The 17,188-nt window shown below is 69.0% G+C and carries 18 protein-coding genes; 11 read left to right on the forward strand and 7 right to left on the reverse strand.

Annotation, left to right across the window (positions count from 1 at the left end):
* Positions 1 to 10 precede the first annotated feature (10 nt).
* The 5 genes from AB4Z01_RS04025 (at position 11) to AB4Z01_RS04045 (ending at position 4,636) form a co-directional block, all read left to right on the forward strand.
* On the forward strand, positions 11 to 1,138 hold the full coding sequence (locus tag AB4Z01_RS04025; RefSeq protein ID WP_441690813.1) for an S-(hydroxymethyl)glutathione dehydrogenase/class III alcohol dehydrogenase: 1,128 nt from the start codon (positions 11 to 13) through the stop codon (positions 1,136 to 1,138).
* Positions 1,138 to 1,986 (forward strand): S-formylglutathione hydrolase, encoded by an 849-nt coding sequence (gene fghA, locus AB4Z01_RS04030; protein WP_441690814.1) that lies wholly within the window; start codon positions 1,138 to 1,140, stop codon positions 1,984 to 1,986. Before AB4Z01_RS04025 ends, fghA begins: the two co-directional genes overlap by 1 nt.
* Positions 1,987 to 2,179: 193 nt before the next feature.
* Positions 2,180 to 3,115, forward strand: coding sequence for an ABC transporter substrate-binding protein (locus tag AB4Z01_RS04035; RefSeq protein WP_441690816.1), 936 nt, complete (start codon positions 2,180 to 2,182; stop codon positions 3,113 to 3,115).
* The gene (locus AB4Z01_RS04040; RefSeq protein ID WP_441690818.1) at positions 3,105 to 3,884 is read left to right on the forward strand and encodes an ABC transporter permease; all 780 of its coding nucleotides are present in this window, start codon (positions 3,105 to 3,107) and stop codon (positions 3,882 to 3,884) included. Before AB4Z01_RS04035 ends, AB4Z01_RS04040 begins: the two co-directional genes overlap by 11 nt.
* Entirely contained in the window at positions 3,881 to 4,636 is a 756-nt protein-coding gene (locus AB4Z01_RS04045; protein ID WP_441690820.1) for an ABC transporter ATP-binding protein, read from the forward strand. Before AB4Z01_RS04040 ends, AB4Z01_RS04045 begins: the two co-directional genes overlap by 4 nt.
* A gap of 155 nt (positions 4,637 to 4,791) precedes the next feature.
* Here the strand turns inward: AB4Z01_RS04045 and AB4Z01_RS04050 are convergent, their stop codons facing one another.
* The 5 genes from AB4Z01_RS04050 to AB4Z01_RS04070 form a co-directional block, all read right to left on the reverse strand.
* Positions 4,792 to 5,340 (reverse strand): PQQ-dependent catabolism-associated CXXCW motif protein, encoded by a 549-nt coding sequence (locus AB4Z01_RS04050; protein ID WP_441690822.1) that lies wholly within the window; start codon positions 5,338 to 5,340, stop codon positions 4,792 to 4,794.
* A gap of 7 nt (positions 5,341 to 5,347) precedes the next feature.
* Complete coding sequence (locus AB4Z01_RS04055; RefSeq protein ID WP_441690824.1) at positions 5,348 to 6,184, reverse strand: substrate-binding domain-containing protein; 837 nt, start codon at positions 6,182 to 6,184, stop codon at positions 5,348 to 5,350.
* 10 nt (positions 6,185 to 6,194) lie between these two features.
* A complete protein-coding gene (locus AB4Z01_RS04060; RefSeq protein ID WP_441690826.1) occupies positions 6,195 to 6,758 on the reverse strand; it encodes a c-type cytochrome, methanol metabolism-related in 564 nt (187 codons plus the stop codon).
* Between the two features lie 98 nt (positions 6,759 to 6,856).
* Complete coding sequence (locus AB4Z01_RS04065) at positions 6,857 to 8,659, reverse strand: methanol/ethanol family PQQ-dependent dehydrogenase (RefSeq protein WP_441690828.1); 1,803 nt, start codon at positions 8,657 to 8,659, stop codon at positions 6,857 to 6,859.
* A 460-nt stretch (positions 8,660 to 9,119) separates the two neighbouring features.
* Positions 9,120 to 9,575 carry a hypothetical protein gene (locus tag AB4Z01_RS04070; RefSeq protein WP_441690830.1) on the reverse strand — a complete coding sequence of 152 codons (456 nt, stop codon included), beginning with the start codon at positions 9,573 to 9,575 and terminating at the stop codon, positions 9,120 to 9,122.
* 497 nt (positions 9,576 to 10,072) lie between these two features.
* On the opposite strand from AB4Z01_RS04070, the gene AB4Z01_RS04075 reads away from it, so the two are divergent.
* A complete protein-coding gene (locus AB4Z01_RS04075; protein ID WP_380313864.1) occupies positions 10,073 to 10,414 on the forward strand; it encodes a hypothetical protein in 342 nt (113 codons plus the stop codon).
* A gap of 198 nt (positions 10,415 to 10,612) precedes the next feature.
* Here AB4Z01_RS04075 and AB4Z01_RS04080 read toward each other — a convergent pair whose 3' ends face one another.
* Together AB4Z01_RS04080 and AB4Z01_RS04085 are read right to left on the reverse strand one after the other, a co-directional pair.
* Positions 10,613 to 11,407 (reverse strand): quinoprotein dehydrogenase-associated SoxYZ-like carrier, encoded by a 795-nt coding sequence (locus tag AB4Z01_RS04080; protein WP_441690833.1) that lies wholly within the window; start codon positions 11,405 to 11,407, stop codon positions 10,613 to 10,615.
* A gap of 27 nt (positions 11,408 to 11,434) precedes the next feature.
* On the reverse strand, positions 11,435 to 12,358 hold the full coding sequence (locus AB4Z01_RS04085) for a quinoprotein relay system zinc metallohydrolase 2 (RefSeq protein WP_441690835.1): 924 nt from the start codon (positions 12,356 to 12,358) through the stop codon (positions 11,435 to 11,437).
* Between the two features lie 409 nt (positions 12,359 to 12,767).
* On the opposite strand from AB4Z01_RS04085, the gene AB4Z01_RS04090 reads away from it, so the two are divergent.
* The 5 genes from AB4Z01_RS04090 (at position 12,768) to AB4Z01_RS04110 (ending at position 17,186) form a co-directional block, all read left to right on the forward strand.
* On the forward strand, positions 12,768 to 13,151 hold the full coding sequence (locus tag AB4Z01_RS04090; protein ID WP_441690836.1) for a c-type cytochrome: 384 nt from the start codon (positions 12,768 to 12,770) through the stop codon (positions 13,149 to 13,151).
* 2 nt (positions 13,152 to 13,153) lie between these two features.
* Positions 13,154 to 14,359, forward strand: coding sequence for an ABC transporter substrate-binding protein (locus tag AB4Z01_RS04095; protein ID WP_441690838.1), 1,206 nt, complete (start codon positions 13,154 to 13,156; stop codon positions 14,357 to 14,359).
* Between the two features lie 10 nt (positions 14,360 to 14,369).
* A complete protein-coding gene (locus AB4Z01_RS04100) occupies positions 14,370 to 15,335 on the forward strand; it encodes a YVTN family beta-propeller repeat protein (RefSeq protein ID WP_441690839.1) in 966 nt (321 codons plus the stop codon).
* Between the two features lie 265 nt (positions 15,336 to 15,600).
* A complete protein-coding gene (locus tag AB4Z01_RS04105) occupies positions 15,601 to 16,347 on the forward strand; it encodes an ABC transporter ATP-binding protein (protein WP_441690841.1) in 747 nt (248 codons plus the stop codon).
* A complete protein-coding gene (locus AB4Z01_RS04110) occupies positions 16,344 to 17,186 on the forward strand; it encodes an ABC transporter permease (RefSeq protein ID WP_441690843.1) in 843 nt (280 codons plus the stop codon). The genes AB4Z01_RS04105 and AB4Z01_RS04110 overlap by 4 nt, the downstream gene beginning before the upstream one ends.
* Positions 17,187 to 17,188 lie beyond the last annotated feature (2 nt).

The following is a 17,188-nucleotide window of genomic DNA, read 5'->3' on the forward strand; positions in this document are numbered from 1 at the left end:
GAGGAAGCCGATGAAGACGCGTGCCGCCGTAGCCGTGGCTGCAGGGAAGCCTCTGGAGGTCCTGGAAGTGGACCTGGAGGGTCCGAAGTTCGGCGAGGTGCTGGTCGAGATCAAGGCGACGGGGATCTGCCACACGGACGAGTTCACGCTGTCGGGGGCGGATCCTGAGGGGCTGTTCCCGTCGATCCTGGGGCATGAGGGTGCGGGGGTGGTGGTCGATGTGGGCCTGGGCGTGACCAGCCTGCAGAAGGGCGACCATGTGATCCCGCTGTACACGCCGGAATGCCGGCAGTGCCCGTCCTGCCTGTCGCGCAAGACCAACCTGTGCACGGCGATCCGGTCGACCCAGGGCCAGGGGCTGATGCCGGACGGCACCAGCCGGTTCTCCATCGGGAAGGAGAAGATCTTCCACTACATGGGCTGCTCGACCTTCTCGAACTTCACGGTGCTGCCGGAGATCGCGCTGGCCAAGGTCAACCCGGACGCGCCGTTCGACAAGATCTGCTACATCGGCTGCGGCGTGACCACCGGCATCGGTGCCGTGATCAACACGGCGAAGGTCGAGATCGGCGCGACCGCGATCGTGTTCGGGCTCGGCGGCATCGGGCTGAACGTGATCCAGGGGCTGCGGCTGGCCGGGGCCGACATGATCATCGGCGTCGACCTGAACAACAACAAGAAGGAATGGGGCGAGCGCTTCGGCATGACCCATTTCGTCAACCCCAGCGAGGTCGAGGGCGACCTGGTGCCGTATCTGGTGAATCTGACCAAGCGCGGCGCGGACCAGATCGGCGGCGCGGACTACACCTTCGACTGCACCGGCAACACCAAGGTGATGCGGACGGCGCTGGAAGCCTCGCATCGCGGCTGGGGCCAGAGCATCGTGATCGGCGTGGCCGGGGCRGGGCAGGAGATCTCGACCCGTCCGTTCCAGCTGGTGACCGGGCGGGTGTGGAAGGGCACGGCCTTCGGCGGCGCCCGGGGCCGGACCGACGTGCCGAAGATCGTCGACTGGTACATGTCGGGCAAGATCGAGATCGACCCGATGATCACGCACAAGCTGCCGTTGGAACGGATCAACGAGGGCTTCGAGCTGATGCATGAGGGCAAGTCGATCCGCACGGTCGTGGAATTCTGATGGTGGAGCTGGTCACCAGGAGCAAGCACCGGGCCTTCGCGGGCGAGGTCGGGTTCTACAGCCACGCCTCGGCGGAGATCGGCGGCGAGATGCGCTTTGCCGTCTTTGTGCCGCCGCAGGCGCAGGAGCGTCCGGTGCCGGTGCTGACCTACCTCGCCGGCCTGACCTGCACCGAGGAGACCTTCATCATCAAGGCCGGGGCGCTGCAGCATGCGGCGGAGTTCGGGCTGATGCTGGTGGCGCCGGACACCAGCCCGCGCGACCGGCGCCATCCGGGCGACGATGAGAGCTGGGATTTCGGGCTCGGCGCCGGGTTCTATCTCGACGCGACCGAGGCGCCGTGGCGCGACGGCTACCGGATGCACGCCTATGTGACGCAGGAGCTGCCGGAGGTGATCGGCAGGCACTTCCCGGCGCGGCGTTCGGCGATGGGGATCTTCGGGCATTCGATGGGCGGGCACGGGGCGCTGGTGGCGGCGCTGCGCAACCCCGGGCTCTACCGCTCGGTGTCGGCCTTCGCGCCGATCGCGGCGCCGTCGCAATGTCCCTGGGGGCAGAAGGCGTTCTCGCGCTATCTCGGGCCGGACCAGTCCAGCTGGGCACAGTGGGACGCGACGGCGCTGGTCGAGGCCGGGGCGCGCTGCCCCGACCTGCTGATCGACCAGGGCGAGGCGGACCAGTTCCTCGAACGGGAGCTGCACCCGCACCTGCTCGAGGCCGCGTGCAAGGYCGCCGGGCAGCCGCTCACCCTGCGGCGCCACGCCGGCTACGACCATAGCTACTACTTCATATCCAGCTTCGTTGCCGACCACATCCGCCATCATGCCGGTGTGCTCAATCGCGGCTGACGGGGGCATGCCCCCCACTTGTCATTGCCGGGCTTGACCCGGCAATCCAGAGGGTGTCGACAGTCTCTGGATGCCCGGATCAATCCTCGGATCAAGTCCGAGGACGGGCATGACAGCTTTGGGAATGGCTTCAGTCATGGTGTCTCTCATGCCGCCCCCGATCGGCCGTCGCGGTTTCCTCATCGGGGGTGCGATGCTGGCCGCACCGGCCGCCCTTCATGCTCAGGACCTGCCGCGGGTGCGCGTCGGCACGCTGCAGTTCGGCACGGTGAACTGGGAGCTGGCGGTGATCGGCGACGGGCTCGACCGCCGTCACGGCTTCACGCTCGAGCCGCTGGTCCTGGCCGACAAGGACGCGACCGCGGTCGCCTTCCAGTCCGGCGCAGTCGACCTGATCGTCACCGACTGGATCTGGGTGGCACGGCAGCGCCAAGCCGGGCGCGACGTCACCTTCGTGCCGTTCTCGCTGACCGTCGGCGCGCTGATGGCCGACCCCGCGACCGGCATCCGCACCATCCAGCACCTGCCCGGCAAGCGCCTGGGCGTCGCTGGCGGCGAGGACGACAAGAGCTGGGTGCTGATCCAGGCCTATGCCCGCAAGGCCGGCATCGACCTGCCGCGCGCCGCCACCGTCAATTTCGCCGCGCCGCCGCTGCTCAACCAGCTGGCGTTGCGCGGCGACCTCGACGCCGTGCTCAATTTCTGGCAGTTCGCCGCCCGCCTGGCCGCGAAGGGCTTCCGACCGGTGGTGGAGATCGCGAAGATCCTGCCGGAGCTCGGGCTCGACCGTCCGCCGCCGCTGCTCGGCTGGGTGTTCCGCGATGGCTGGGCGGCGCAGAACCCGGATCTCGCACGCGGCTTCCTCGACGCTTCCTTCGCCGCCAAGGCCGCGATGAAGACCGACGACGCGCTGTGGCAGAAGCTGCGGCCCGAGATGAAGGCCGAGGACGATACCGTCTTCGCCGCCCTGCGCGACGGCTACCGCGCCGGCATCCCGGCGCCCCCGAGCCCGGCCGACGCGACGGCGGCTGCCGCCGCGCTGCGGCTGATGGCCGGGATCACCCCGGCCGCGGTCGGCGGGCTGACGGCGCTGCCGCCCGGCACCTTCTGGCCCGGCTATGGCGGTTGACGCCGGGGCACCGGCGGCCGCGCCGAACCTGCGGCGCTGGCGCTGGCTGCTCTCCCTGGCGATCCTGGCCGCGATCTGGCAGGTCGCGGCCCTCCTGGCCGACAGCGCCGTGCTGCCGCCGCCGGCCGAGGTCGCGGCCTCGGCCTGGCAGCACCTGGTCGAGGGCGACCTGCTGCGCAACGTCGCCATCACCCTGGCCCGGGTGCTGGCCGCCTTCACCGTCGCGATGCTGCTCGGCACCGCCATCGGCATCGCCCTCGGCCGCAGCCGGCTGCTGGACGAGCTGTTCGACGGCTGGCTGGTGATCGCGCTGAACATGCCGGCGCTGGTCACCATCGTGCTCTGCTATGTCTGGTTCGGGCTGAACGAATGGGCGGCGGTGCTCGCGGTCGCGGTCAACAAGGCGCCGCTGGTGGTGGCGATCACCCGCGAGGGCGCCCGGGCGCTCGACCGGCCGTTGATGGAGATGGCGCAGCTGTTCGACGTGCCGCGCGGCCGGGTGCTGCGCCGGATCGTGCTGCCGCAGCTGGCGCCCAGCCTGATGGCCGCCGCCCGGTCCGGCCTGGCCCTGACCTGGAAGATCGTGCTGGTGGTCGAACTGCTGGGCCGGCCGAACGGCGTCGGCTTCCAGATCCGCAGCTTCTTCAACTTCTTCGACATTGCCGGGATCCTCGCCTATACGCTGGTGTTCATCGCCGTGATTCTGGCGATCGAGGCCCTGATCCTGCAGCCGCTGGACCGCGCCGCCGGCCGCTGGCGGGCGCCGTGATCGGCCTGGCGCTGCAGGGCATCCGCCGGCGCTTCGCCGCCCCGGTGCCGCGCGACGTGCTGGACGGCGTCGACCTGTCGATCGGGGCCGGCCAGTTCGTGGCCCTGGTCGGCCCCTCCGGCCGCGGCAAGACCACGCTGTTGCGCATCATCGGCGGGCTCGATTCCGGCTATCAGGGCCGGATCGACTGGCCCGACGGGCCGCCGCGCCGTCGCGCCGCCGTGTTCCAGGACCCGCGGCTGGTGCCCTGGCTCGGCCTGCTCGACAACCTGCTGCTGGTCGCCGGCCGCGCCGCCGAGCCCGCGGCCCGCGAATTGCTGGCGGCGGTCGAGTTGGCGGGCCGCGAGGACGCCTGGCCCGGCCAGCTCTCCGGCGGCATGCAGCGCCGCGCCGCTTTGGCCCGGGCGCTGCTGGTCGAGCCCGATCTGCTGCTGCTGGACGAGCCGCTGGTCTCGCTCGATCACGCCATGGCCGGCCGGATGCGGGCCCTGCTGGCGGAATACTGGCGCCGCCGCCGGCCGACCGTGCTCCTGGTCACCCACGACCTGCGCGAGGCGGTGACATTGGCCGACCGGGTGGTGGTGCTGGCCGAGGGCGCCGGCCGGGTGTCGCTGCAGCGCGGCGTCGACCTGCCGCATCCGCGCAACCCCGCCGACCCCCGGATCGACGCCATCGTCGACGCCCTGCTCCGCTTCGACCCAGGGCTGGCGGTGCCGGCGGGGGAGGAGGATGGCGAGGCGGATCGCGCCTGACTACATCCTCGAATGGCGAAACGCCGGTGAAGCGGCTTTGCCCACCCACCTCCTGTCGTCATTCCCGCGAAAGCGGGAATCTCTATCCGGTCGAAATGTGACGAGATCCCCGCTTTCGCGGGGATGACGAATGGGATTGTGGGAGGGGACCGACCCTACTTCACCGGCAGCGGCGCGTTCGGCAGGGTGGGGTGGCCGGCGGCGGTCCAGTCTTTCACCCCGCCGGGGAACCAGTGCACGGCGGTGTAGCCCTCGGCCACCGCGCGGCGGGCGGCGTTCCAGGACATCCAGCAATCGGCATCGCAGTAGAACACCAGCGGCCGGGCATGGTCGCCAAGGGTCAGCGCCGCCAGGGCGTCGCGGAAATATGCCTCCATCTCCGTCGACAGGGCGCCGAAGCCGGTGTTGGCCAGCCAGGCGCTGCCGGGGATGTCGCGGCGCTCCGGCGGGCGCCACAGTGTCTCCGGCGGCAGCTTGTCCGGCCGCGGCGGCTGCGGCAGCACGTCGATCACCACCACCGGGCCGCTGCGGATCAGCGTCTCCACCGCCGCGGCGTCGACCACCGTGGCGCCCTGCAGCGTCGCCGGCACCGGGGCGCGGAAGTTCTCCATGCGGTAACCGTCGGGCTCCGCCACCTGCGCCAGCGCCGGCCCGGCGGCCAGGCAGGCGGCCAGCACGGCGACGCGGAGCAGGGGGCGGATCATTCGGGCGTCACAGCATCGGCTGGCCGCGGGCGTCCAGCAGCGGCACGCCGTACTGCTTCAGGATCGCGGTGATCGCGTCCTGGTTGTCCCGGATCAGCCCGTTGATCCGGTTCTTCCAGTCGGCCTCGCCCGGCCGCATGCCCATGGTGATGTAGAAGTCGAGCCTTGTGTCCCTCGACTCGCTCGCCAGCGGCGTCACCGCCAGCGCGTCGCCATGCGCCTTGGCGAAATAGCCGCCGATCGGGCCCCACAGCACCGCGACGTCGATCTGCTTCGCCGCCAGGTCCTCGATCATCTGCTTGCCCGGCGCGTCGTAGCGGCTGTCGACATAGAGCGGATAGGGCCGGGCCTGCGCCATCAGCCCGCCGCGTGCCGCCAGGTTGGCGGGCGGCGTGCCGGCGGTGATGCCGATATGCAATGACCTCAATCGTGGATCGGCCAGGCTGCTCAGATCGTCGAGCTTGTCCTCGCGCCGCGTCACCAGCACATAGCCGGAGCGGTAATAGGGATTGCTGTTCTGCACCAGGTCGGCGCCGGCGACGATGCCAATCACCAGGTCGCAGCGCCGGGCACGCAGCGTCATGCGCAGGAAGCCGGTCGAGTTCGGATACCAGGTGTAGCGCACCGGCACGCCCAGCTTCTCGGCCAGGAGCTCGGCGATCCTGTTCTCGAAGCCGCCGCTCTTGTCGTCGGAGAAGGGTAGGTTGGCCGGGTCGGCGCAGACCCTCAGTGCCGAGCGGTCGATCGCCTCCGGGCGCGCCGGCTCGGCCCGGCCGGGCTCGGACAGCAGCACGGCGCCGGCCAGCAAGGCCAGCGCCGCGACGCACCGTGTGAGGGGCATCATGCCGGGCGCCCTAGCCGGGCGTCCCCATGCAGGAATTTTCCGCCTCGGCATAATCCTTGGACTTCTTCTCGAACTTGGCCGGCCGGCCGCGCCCCACGGCGCCGTCGGACCGGGCCTTGAGATAGGCGTAGATGTCGTTGATGTAGCACATCACATTCGGATCGGTGCCCAGCGCCGGCATCTTCTTGTCGCTGGCGGTGTTCACCGTCTCCTTGCCGTTCACGACGGTGTTGAGGAACTGGTCGAAGGACAGGGTCTTCAGCGAATCGACCAGGGCCGGAGCGAAGCTGCTGCCCTCGCCGTCGGGCCCGTGGCAGACGTAGCAGATGCCGTTGTAGCGGCGGAACCCGTTATAGACCGCCCAGTCGACCGTGCCGTCCGGGGCGATCTTGTAGGGCTTCTCCTCCTCTCCCGCCGCCGGTGCGGCCGGCGCCGCGGTCGCATTCGCCGCGGGCTGCTGCCCCGTCGGGTCGCTGCTCTTGTCCTGGGCGAAGCCTGCGGCGGCGAAACCGCCGATCGTGATCAGGCCGCCGGTCAGGAGGGCGGTGCGGAACAGGAAGGCACGGAAAGGCATCCTCGATCCTCTCGGATGGTATGGCATGTCGGCGGAATCACAGGGCTGAAGAAAGGGGAGACGGGCCGAGGCCCGCCTCCGAGGCGCACAGGGAGGCTTCAGTTAGGAAGGGCGAACACGGTCAGCGTTCCGCCCAGCTGGGTGTATTGCGACAGCGACTGATAGGCACCGACCGCACCGAGTCCTTCCTGCGGATTGGTCAGTCCAGCCGCCATGCCGATGCCGGCCCAGCCGCCGACGCCGGAGAGCACGGCAACGTACTGCTTGCCCTTGCTGGTGAAGGTGTTGACGTTGCCGATGATGCCGGAGGGGGTCTTGAACCTGTACAGCTCCTTGCCGGTCTTGGCGTCGACCGCCTTCAGATACCCTTCCAGCGTGCCGTAGAAGACGACGCCGCCGGCGGTGGCCAGCGCCCCGCTCCACACCGAGAACGGCTCGGGGATCGACCACGCGATCTTGCCCTTCTCCGCATCCCAGGCGATGAAGTTGCCGAGATGGTCGCCGCCCGGCGCCGGATACATGCTCAAGGTCGCGCCGACATAGGGCTGGCCGGCGGTGTAGGCCACCTTGTACGGCTCGTAATCCATGCAGACATGGTTGGTCGGCACGTAGAACAGGCCGGTGTCCGGCGAGAAGGCCGCCGGCTGCTGGTCCTTCGACCCCAGCGCCGCCGGGCAGATGCCCTGCGAGTTGGTGTCCTCGCCATTGGCCTCGGTCGAGAACTTCTTGTCGCGCTCCGGCAGGCCGGTCTTCAGATCGATCTTGCTGGCCCAGTTGACGGCCGGATCGTATTTCTCGGCCACCAGCAGCTCGCCGGTGAGACGGTCCAGCGTGTAGCCGAAGCCGTTGCGGTCGAAATGGACCAGCAGGTTGCGATCCTTGCCGCCGAACTTCTGGTCGGTCAGGATCATCTCGTTGACGCCGTCATAGTCCCATTCGTCATGGGGCGTCATCTGATAGACCCATTTCGCCATGCCGGTGTCGGCGTCGCGGGCGAAGATGGTCATCGACCATTTGTTGTCGCCGGGCCGCTGCACCGGGTTCCAGGTGCTGGGGTTGCCTGTGCCGTAATAGATCAGGTTGGCCTTGGGGTCATAGGAGATCCAGCCCCAGGTGGTGCCGCCGCCGATCTTCCACTGGTCGCCCTGCCAGGTGGAGATGCCGGAATCCTTGCCCACCGGCTTGCCGAGGACGGTGGTTTTGACCGGGTCCATCAGCGTGTCGGCATCCGGGCCCATCGAATGGGCCTGCCAGGCCAGCTTGCCGGTCTTGATGTCGTAGGCCGAGATGTGGCCGCGGACGCCGAACTCGCCGCCGGAATTGCCGATCAGAACCTTGTCCTTGACCACCAGCGGGGCCGAGGTGCCGGTCTCGCCCTTGGTCGCATCGCCGTCCTTGACGCTCCACGCCACCTTGCCGGTCTTGGCATCCAGCGCCACCAGCGTGGTGTCGGCCTGGTGCAGGAAGATCATCCCGTCACCATAGGCGACGCCGCGGTTGACGGTGTCGCAACACATCACCGGGATGACGTTCGGGTCCTGCTTCGGCTCGTATTTCCAGACGATCTTGCCGTTGTTGGCCAGATCCAGGGCGTAGACCGTGTTCGGGAACGGCGCATGGATATACATCATGTCGCCGATCACCAGCGGCCCGCCTTCATGGCCGCGCAGCACGCCGGTGGAGAAGGTCCACGCGACCTGCAGGTTCTTCACATTGGCGGTGTCGATCTGCTTCAGCGCGCTGTAGCGCGTGTTGGCGTAGTTGCCCGCCGGCTGGGCCCACTGGTTGGGATCCTTCTCCAGCTTCAGCAGATCGTCATTGGCCGACGCAATCGTCGGTACAGCCGCCAGCGCAAGCACGAGCGCCAAGGCGGTCCCGGAAACCCGCAGCAATCTGGGCATTCGCTATCCTCCCATTGATCGCGATGCGTGACCCGCGGCGATGCCGTCGGCATGCCGGAGGTCCGCCTCGACGGTCGTTGTTCAGCCATCGGGCCCGGTCGTCATGGCCTCGTGTCCGGGCCGGTTGGCGCTTCATTCGGAAGACGACCGCCATCACTTTGCGAAGACATCCAAATCCCAGTCAATTGCAAACACACAAAATCGTATTGTCCTTTGGTAGGAAATCGGAATTTCGCAACTGCGAAGAGAATACTTGGGTTAGACCAAGGTATAATCTTCAAATATTGATGCCAGGCCATGGCCGGCAGTGTGAGGGACGGCGGGGCCGTGGTGGACGGCCCGGCAGTGAAACCGGCGCCTCGATCGGAATTTTGCAGTGCGAAAGAAAGCGGCGATCCCGCTTGTTCGGGCGCTGGAGCAATACTTCCCGATGCCAGCCCCAGTCACGTCGCGGTGCCGTTCACGGCATCGGCTGGCCCGGCTGGCACGGCGGGATCAGCGGGTGGGGGCCGAGGCGGACGAGGCGGATCGAGAACTCGCGCATCGTCGGCGCCGTATCGCGCAGCCAATGGTATTGTACGTCATAGGCCTCGCGCTCGCGCTCGACCCAGGCGTCGCAATCGGCGGCCGGCGCCCCGCCCGCCGCGGCGCGCTGCAGGAAATGGGTCAGCTCATGCACCAGGATGCTGGTGTTGGCCGGGTCGTTGCCGATTCGCAGCGAATCGTCGAGTGCGATGGTGCCGTCCGGCTCGGCATAGCCCATCACGGCGCAGGGATGGGCGCAGGCCATCGCCTCCAGCGCCGCATGCGGCAGCATCAGCACCACCGGCGGGTCGCCCGGCACGGCATAGCCGGTATAGCCGGAGATCGTGGTCAGCAGGCTGGCCACCAGCGCCGCCGGGACCGCGCCGGTCATCGGGCGCCGGCCTTGTCGGTGGACCCGGAAGTGCAGGCCGTTGCCTTCCGCTCTCCCCCTCCCCCGAGAGCCACGGCATTTGCACATCGATCGGCGACACAGATGGCGGGTTTGCGAGGCCATTGCCTCTCCCGCTTGCGGGAGAGGTCGGACATCCGAAGGATGTCCGGGTGAGGGGATGGCGGCCTCACCGAAAGTGCCGCTTCGCCAGGAGCGAGCGCATGATCCGCCCGGTCCTGAAACGCTGACCCTGGTGTCGCGGCCGAGCCGCCCTCACCCGGTCTCGCTGCGCGAGCCCGACCTCTCCCGCAAGCGGGAGAGGCAACGAACAGSGCCCAACGCGAGCGCGATTGAGAAGTGTGAATCCGGCAACCCGCAAAGGGAGGGGGAGGTTGGATGGAGCGGCCCGCCAGCTCTTCCTCGTTCCTTGGAACGAATTGACCCGCCCCCGTCGCTTTGCTCTGCTGGCCACCCGACGCGACTGCGGAGCGATCGCCATGAAGGGCTGTGCGGTGCTTGCCCTCCTTGCCCCGGCGCTGCTCGCCACGCCAGGCCCGGCGCGCGCGAACGACTATCCGACCCCGGTGGTGGCCGACTACGTGATCGGCTGCATGGCCAGCAACGGCGAGACGCAGGAAATGCTGCAGCGCTGCTCCTGCAGCATCGATGCGGTCTCCTCGATCATGCCCTACGACGCCTATGAGAAGGCCGAGACCGTGCTGCGCATGCAGTTCGCCACCGGCGACCAGGCCGGCATCTTCCGTGAGATGACGATGCTGAAAACCATGGTCGACACGCTGCGCCTGGCCCAGATCGAGGCTGACTTCCGCTGCTTTTAGGGACTGTCCGGGACTTGGTGTCCCGGGGAATGCCCCCCTCCCTCCGTTGTCATGCCCGGGCTTGACCCGGGCATCCAGAGTCTGTCGAGAGCCTCTGGATTGCCGGGTCAAGCCCGGCAATGACAGCAAGGAGGCTTCCAGCAACTGGCTGATCGGCTTGCCCATTCCCGGACGGGTTCTCAGCAGCGGCCTCCCGCCTCACATCGTCGCCGGCACCGGCCAGGCTTCCGTGAACACGGCGCCGTCCGAATCCGTGGCGGTGGCGCTCAGCCGGCCGGTCTCGGTCGGGGTGAAGCTGAACTCCACCATCGGGTTCTCGCTCAGCGAGATGTTGCCTTCGACCTGCAGCAACTTGGTGCCGTCATAGCTGACTTCGATGCTCTCGATGAACCGCGCCGGGACGTAGGTGCGCTTGATTTGGTCCATCTGCATGCCGGAATAGTTCGGATGCCGGATCAGGAGCTCGACCCGGCTCGGCTCGCCGATCTGCGCCGCGTCCAGGTTCTTGGTCCGCATCTCGCCGAGATGAGCCTCGGCCTGATCCGGCGTCTTGGTCACGGGGGCGGAGCAGCCACCGGCCGCCTTGACGAAAGTGGCGGCCATGAACAGCGATCCGTCCTCGGTCTCGGCCACGGCGTGGATGCTGGTATATTCGTTCACCCGCACCCGGGTGCCGATGGTCGGGTCGGCGATGCCGTCGCCCAGCCGGAACACGGCAGCGACCGGGGCCGGGTTCTTGTCCACCACCAGGGTGACGGCGCGGATCCGGCCGGGCATGTGCCCGCCGTCGAAGCGGACCGTGACCGGCACCACCGCGGCGTCATAGGCCCGCTGCGGTGCCTCCACCCGCATGAAGGCGCTGCCGTCGGCGACCGCCTTGTCGCCGAAGATCGCGGTCTTCAGGTCGGGCCAGGGGTCCTCATCTGCGGCCCGCGCGGGGCCGGCCAGGGCCAGCAGGGCGACCAGGATCAGGGCTGCGGCGTGTTTCGGCATCGTGTCCTCCCCCTCGCCATCTTTTGCCTATTCCCATTCCAGCTCGGTATAGGCGGTGGCGACGTTGCGGTCGTTGTAGTCGTCGAACAGCAGCCAGCGGCCGCGCTCGGAACGGGCGACCGTGGCCACCGCCTGGTCGAGGCTGCGCCCGTCGGCGAGCGCCGTGCGGGTCTCGGCCAGGATCAGGGCAAGATAGCGCTCCTCGTCGTCCAGCGCATCCGGCCAGCGGGCCGAGACGGGACCGTGGCCCGGAACCACCTGCCGGATCCCGGCTTCGCGCCGCAGCCCCGCGATGGCGTCGATCCAGCCGCGCAGCGACCCGTCGATCGCCGGCACCCGCTCCAGGAACACCAGGTCGCCAGCGAAGAACGTGCCGGTGGCGGTGTCCAGCACGGTCAGGTCGGCATCGGTGTGGGCCGCGGGCCAGGCCTTGAGCTCGAGCGTCCGGCCGCCGAGGTCGAGCGACAGCCGGTCGCGCACCAGCAGCGTCGGCGGCACGATCTCGGTGCCGGCTGCGGCGTCGCCCAACTCCCGGCGCACCCCGGCGAGATAGGTGTCGGCCCGGGCGGCCAGGCCGCGCGGCATATTGGCATGGCCGACGATGGTGGTGTCCGGCCCGGCAAAGGCGGCGTTGCCCAGCGCGTGGTCGGGGTGGAAATGGGTGTCGATGGCCCAGCGCACGGGCAGGGCGGTGCGCTGCCGCGCCGCTGCCAGCAGGCGCCGTCCCTCGGCCGCGCTGCCGCCGGTGTCGATCACCGCCACGGCCGCGCCGCCGACGACGAAGCCGAGATTGGCGATGCCGCCGAGATTGGCGGCCGTCGCCTCCTCGTATGCGCCGTGAAAGACGAAGACTCCGGGCGCAACCTCGGTCACCGGCAGCGGCGGGTCCATGTCTTGGGCCGCCGCAGCCGCGCCGCTCAGCAGGCCCAGCGCCAGGGCGCCGCCGAGCACGTGCCGGCGGCTCAGCGCCCCCGGTCGGTCCAGGTTCTGCTTGCGGCGAGACGAGGGCAGGCGAATTCTCCCCGTTGAAGATCCGCTCCCCCTTTCCGTCATCCCCGCGAAAGCGGGGATCTCGTCCCAATCCAGCGGAAAGAGATTCCCGCTTTCGCGGGAATGACATCCATGGGGAAGAGGAGGGCCGAGCATGGCGTCACAAGTGCTGCGCCATCAGGCCGGGCTTTCCTCCCGAGCTGAATTGGACTTTGGTCTCAGACCCCGCTTCTCGCCTTGTCGGGGCCGGGGGCGGTTCATACAGTCGGGGCCAATCCCGCCCGTCGAGCGGGCAGGTGCGGCAGGCCCCGGCCCACGCCGCGCCGAAGCGGAACGCCGGCCCGTCCGGCTCAGCAGGAGGACGTCCGAGATGCGAGGTTTTGCGCTGGTCGCGGCAGTCGCCGCGCTCGCTTTGCCGATGGCGGCCCAGGCCCAGGACGCCGCGGGCGACGCCGCCAAGGGCAAGCAGGTCTTTGCCAAATGCCAGGCCTGCCATTCGCTCGATGCCGGCACCAACAAGCTCGGCCCGTCGCTGCACGGCCTGATCGGCCGGGCTTCCGGCGCCATCGACGGCTTCCGGTATTCCGACGCGATGAAGAACGCCCATCTGACCTGGGACGAGGCGACTCTCGACAAATATCTCAGCAATCCCAAAGCCCTGGTGCCCGGCACCAAGATGGTCTTCCCCGGCCTGCCGAAGGAAGAGGACCGGCTCGCCGTCATCGCTTATCTGAAGGAGGCGGGCGCGAGCTGACCATGCTTCGGGGCCTCGCCACGCTCGGCCTCGCCGCCCTGCTCGCCGTGCCGGCCGCGGCACAGCAGCAGGCAGCCAAGCTGTCGGTGACCATCGGCTGGCTCAGCGAGGCGATCCCGGAGCCGGAGCCGCTGTCGCTTGTCGAGCCGGTGGCCAAGGACAAGGGGCTGGCCGGCGCCCGCCTCGCCATCACCGACAACCAGACCACCGGCCGTTTCCTCGGCCAGGACTACACGCTGGACGAGACCGTGGTCCCGGCCGGCGGCGACCTGGCCGGCGCCGCCGCGGCCCTGGCCGGCAAGGGCACCAGGCTGATCGTCGCCGACCTGCCGGCCGACCGGCTGCTGCAACTGGCCGACCTGCCGGAGATGAAGGATGCGGTGATCCTCGACGCCCGCGCCCGGGACGACCGGCTGCGCGTCGCCGACTGCCGCGCCAACGTCTTCCACTCCATCCCCAGCCGGGCGATGGAGGCGGATGCGCTGGCCCAGTACCTGGCGTTCAAGCGCTGGACCCGCTGGGTCCTGGTCTCCGGCACGCTGGACGACGACAAGGCCTTCGCCGACGCCATCCGCCGCGCCGCCAAGCGCTACGGCGCCGAGATCGTCGAGGAGCGCACATACGAGTTCCAGGCCGGTTCCCGCCGCTCCGACACCGGCGAGCAGCAGGTGCAGCGGCAGATGACCCAGCTGACCCAGCGCCTGCCGGACTACGACGTCATGGTCGTGGCCGATGAGAGCGAGGTGTTCGGCGAGTACCTGCCCTATCGCAGCTGGGATGCGCGGCCGGTGGTCGGCACCCAGGGGCTGGTGCCGACCGCCTGGCACCGCAGCCAGGAGCAGTGGGGCGGCACCCAGCTGCAGCGCCGCTTCCAGAAGGAAGCCGGCCGCTGGATGCTGGAGCGCGACTACGCCGCATGGGTCGCGGTCCGCGCCCTGGGCGAGGCGGTGACCCGCAGCGGCAAGGCCGATCCCGCCGCGATCCACGACTATCTGGTGTCCGACGCCTTCCAGCTCGGCGCCTTCAAGGGCGTGCCGCTGACCTTCCGCCGCTGGGACCAGCAACTGCGCCAGCCGATCCTGCTGGCCTCGCCGATGATGCTGGTCTCGGTGTCGCCGCAGGAGGGCTTCCTGCACCAGCGCACGCCGCTCGACACGCTCGGCTATGACGAGCCGGAATCGTCATGCCGGCTGAACCCCGACCCGTAGGAGGCTGCGCATGAACAGGCTTGTGTTCTTGGCCATGGCCGCGGCGCCGCTCCTCGCCGCGGGCCCGGCGCTGGCCTTCACCGCCTATGTCTCGAACGAGAAGGGCAACACCGTCAGCGTGGTCGATCTCGACACCATGGCGGTGACCCAGACCATCAAGGTCGGCCAGCGGCCGCGCGGCATCACCCTCGGGAATGACGGCAAGGTGCTGTACGTCTGCACCAGCGACGACGATCACATCGAGATGATCGACACGGACACGCTGAAGCCGCTCGGCACCCTGCCCAGCGGCCCGGATCCGGAGCTGTTCGTGCTGGCGCCGGACGGGAAGCGCCTCTACGTCGCCAATGAGGACGACAACATGGTCACGGTGCTCGACCTCGAGCAGCGGGCGATGGAGACCGAGATCCCGGTGGGGGTGGAGCCGGAGGGGATGGGCGTTAGCCCGGACGGCAAGTGGCTGGTCAACACCTCCGAGACCACCAACATGGCGCATTTCATCGACACCGCGACGCTGCAGGTGACCGACAACGTGCTGGTCGACACCCGGCCGCGCTTCGCCCAGTTCACGCCGGATGGCAGCCAGGTCTGGGTCTCGGCCGAGATCGGCGGCACGGTCAGCGTCATCGACAGCGCGACGCGGCAGGTGCTGAAGAAGATCGGCTTCGCCGTCCAGGGCGTGCGCAAGGAGACGATCCAGCCGGTCGGCGTGCGCATCACCGCGGACGGCAAGACCGCCTTCGTCGCCCTCGGCCCGGCCAACCGTGTCGCCGTGATCGACACTGCGACCTATGAGGTGACAGACTATCTCCTGGTCGGCCAGCGGGTCTGGCAGCTCGCCTTCACCCCGGACGGCAAGTACCTGGTGTCGACCAACGGCGCCTCGAACGACATCTCGGTGATCGATGTGGCTGCGCGCAAGGTGATCAAGTCGATCCCCGTGGGCGAATTGCCCTGGGGCGTGGCGATCCGCTAGATGGCAACGCTCTCGCCGGCCCGCCCAATCATTCTCCCCCTCCCCTCGCGGGAGGGGGTAGGGGGAGGGGGTATTGCCGCAGGAGCCTGCATCGGGTGGCGGATCGAACCCCCGCCTTGCCTCCGTCGTTTCCGGGATCTCAAAACGCTGATCCCCTTGCCGTCATTGCGAGGAGGCGAAGCCGACGAAGCAATCCAGGGGCCATGCGAAACGGCCCTGGATTGCTTCGCTGCGCTCGCAATGACGGTATTGGGGATGAATTGTCATGTCGGCACTCATGTCCCCCGCTGACGCCCTCACCGTCACCGGCCTGTCGCACAAGATCGCCGGGCGCGAGATCCTGGCGGAGATCGAGATCGCGGTGCGGCCCGGCACCTTCACCGTGCTGCTCGGCCAGAACGGCGCCGGCAAGACCACGCTGTTCTCGCTGGTCACCCGCCTCTATGGCGCCCAGTCGGGCCACATCCGGGTGTTCGGCCGCGACCTGGCGCAGGAGCCGGGGCGGGCGCTGGCGCTGATGGGCGTGGTGTTCCAGCAGCGCGCGCTCGACCCCGACCTGTCGGCCCGGCAGAATCTGCGCTACCACGCGGCGCTGCACGGCATGCCGGGCGCCGTCGCCCGGTCCCGCATCGCGGCGGAGCTGGATCGGGTCGGGCTGGCCAAGGAGGCCGACCGCAAGATCCGCGGCTTCTCCGGCGGCGAGATGCGGCGGATCGAGATCGCCCGCGCCTTGCTGCATGAGCCGCGCCTGCTGCTGTGCGACGAGGCGACGGTCGGGCTCGACATCCGCAGCCGCGCCGCGATCCTGGCCGATGTCCGCGGCCTGGTGCGCGACCGCGGCCTGACCGTGGTCTGGGCCACCCATCTGATCGACGAGGTCGAGGCGGCCGACCCCACCATCATCCTGCACCGCGGCCGCATCCTGCGGCAGGGCCCGGCGGCGGCGATCATCTCCGATCTCGGCGCCGGCGGCCTGCAGGACGCCTTCCGCCAGCTGACGGAGGCGGCATGACGACGATCGACGCCCACCGGCCCCTCGTCACCCTCGGTGGCGCCTGGCGCTGCCTGCTGGGCATCCTGTGGCGCGAGGGGCTGCGTTTCGTGCACCAGCGCACCCGCTTTCTCTCCGCCTTGGTGCGGCCGCTGGTCTGGCTGTTCATCTTCGCCGCCGGCTTCCGCTCGGTGCTCGGCGTCTCGATCATCCCGCCCTACGAGACCTACATCCTCTACGACGAGTACATCGTCCCCGGGCTGATCGCGATGATCCAGCTGTTCAACGGGATGCAGAGCTCGCTGTCGATGGTCTATGACCGCGAGATGGGCAGCATGCGCGTGCTGCTGACCAGCCCGATGCCGCGCTGGTTCCTGCTGGCCGCGCGGCTGCTGGCCGGCACCTTGCTGTCGCTGCCGCAGGTCTATGTCTTCCTGCTGATCGCCCGGTTCTGGGGCATCGAGCCGCCGCCGATGGGCTATCTCACCGTGCTGCCGGCGCTGGTGTTGTCCGGGCTGATGCTGGGCGCGCTCGGCCTGCTGCTGTCCTCGGCGATCCGCCAGCTCGAGAATTTCGCCGGGGTGATGAACTTCGTGATCTTCCCGATGTTCTTCGCCTCCTCGGCCCTCTACCCGCTGTGGAAGGTGGAGGAGGCGAGCCCGCTGCTGCGCGACATCTGCGGCCTGAACCCCTTCACCTATGCGGTCGAACTGGTGCGCTTCGCCCTCTACGGCCAGGTCGACACCCGGTCGCTGCTGCTCGTCCTTGCCTTCGCCGTGGTGTTCCTCGGCGGGGCGATCTTGGCCTATGACCCGGCGCGCGGCCTCGTCGCCCGCGTCCGCGGTCCCGGCGCCGGCTGAAA

Origin of the sequence: Inquilinus sp. YAF38, assembly GCF_052113205.1 — a bacterium.
In the GTDB taxonomy this organism is placed as follows: Bacteria; Pseudomonadota; Alphaproteobacteria; order DSM-16000; family Inquilinaceae; genus Inquilinus.

Coding starts and splice junctions, on each gene's coding strand:
- AB4Z01_RS04095 (WP_441690838.1), top strand. CDS start 13,154: ATGCTTCGGGGCCTCGCCACGCTCGGCCTCGCCGCCCTGCTCGCCGTG.
- AB4Z01_RS04110 (WP_441690843.1), top strand. CDS start 16,344: ATGACGACGATCGACGCCCACCGGCCCCTCGTCACCCTCGGTGGCGCC.
- AB4Z01_RS04040 (WP_441690818.1), top strand. CDS start 3,105: ATGGCGGTTGACGCCGGGGCACCGGCGGCCGCGCCGAACCTGCGGCGC.
- AB4Z01_RS04070 (WP_441690830.1), bottom strand. CDS start 9,575: ATGACCGGCGCGGTCCCGGCGGCGCTGGTGGCCAGCCTGCTGACCACG.
- AB4Z01_RS04100 (WP_441690839.1), top strand. CDS start 14,370: ATGAACAGGCTTGTGTTCTTGGCCATGGCCGCGGCGCCGCTCCTCGCC.
- AB4Z01_RS04105 (WP_441690841.1), top strand. CDS start 15,601: ATGTCGGCACTCATGTCCCCCGCTGACGCCCTCACCGTCACCGGCCTG.
- AB4Z01_RS04065 (WP_441690828.1), bottom strand. CDS start 8,659: ATGCCCAGATTGCTGCGGGTTTCCGGGACCGCCTTGGCGCTCGTGCTT.
- AB4Z01_RS04060 (WP_441690826.1), bottom strand. CDS start 6,758: ATGCCTTTCCGTGCCTTCCTGTTCCGCACCGCCCTCCTGACCGGCGGC.
- AB4Z01_RS04090 (WP_441690836.1), top strand. CDS start 12,768: ATGCGAGGTTTTGCGCTGGTCGCGGCAGTCGCCGCGCTCGCTTTGCCG.
- AB4Z01_RS04055 (WP_441690824.1), bottom strand. CDS start 6,184: ATGATGCCCCTCACACGGTGCGTCGCGGCGCTGGCCTTGCTGGCCGGC.
- AB4Z01_RS04075 (WP_380313864.1), top strand. CDS start 10,073: ATGAAGGGCTGTGCGGTGCTTGCCCTCCTTGCCCCGGCGCTGCTCGCC.
- AB4Z01_RS04050 (WP_441690822.1), bottom strand. CDS start 5,340: ATGATCCGCCCCCTGCTCCGCGTCGCCGTGCTGGCCGCCTGCCTGGCC.
- AB4Z01_RS04080 (WP_441690833.1), bottom strand. CDS start 11,407: ATGCCGAAACACGCCGCAGCCCTGATCCTGGTCGCCCTGCTGGCCCTG.
- AB4Z01_RS04035 (WP_441690816.1), top strand. CDS start 2,180: ATGCTGGCCGCACCGGCCGCCCTTCATGCTCAGGACCTGCCGCGGGTG.